This window comes from Geobacillus sp. WSUCF1 (assembly GCF_000422025.1).
Classification (GTDB): Bacteria; Bacillota; Bacilli; order Bacillales; family Anoxybacillaceae; genus Geobacillus; species Geobacillus zalihae.
Window position 1 is genome coordinate 1 of sequence record NZ_ATCO01000288.1, and the last position, 221, is coordinate 221.

Here is a 221-nt window from a genome sequence, read left to right on the forward strand (position 1 = left end):
CGATACGGCTCGAGCAGGCGGTCGATGTGCTGGTCGACTTCTTCGATGAACTGCTCCAATTCCTCAACGTGTTTCCACAAGAGGCGAAGGAGACGGAGCTCGTGTTCGGTCAAGGTGCCGAGCAGCGAATCGTACACCGCTTGCTTTTTCTTTTTGAGCCTTCCGCGCAGGCATTGATCCAACTCGTCCTTGTCCACGTATCCCTTCTCAAGCAGCCGGGC

1 pseudogene is annotated in these 221 nt (G+C 56.1%); it reads right to left on the reverse strand.

The annotated features are described in order from the left end of the window. Positions 1-221 (reverse strand): annotated as a pseudogene (locus I656_RS0117245) (IS110-like element ISGka2 family transposase); the annotation flags it as partial.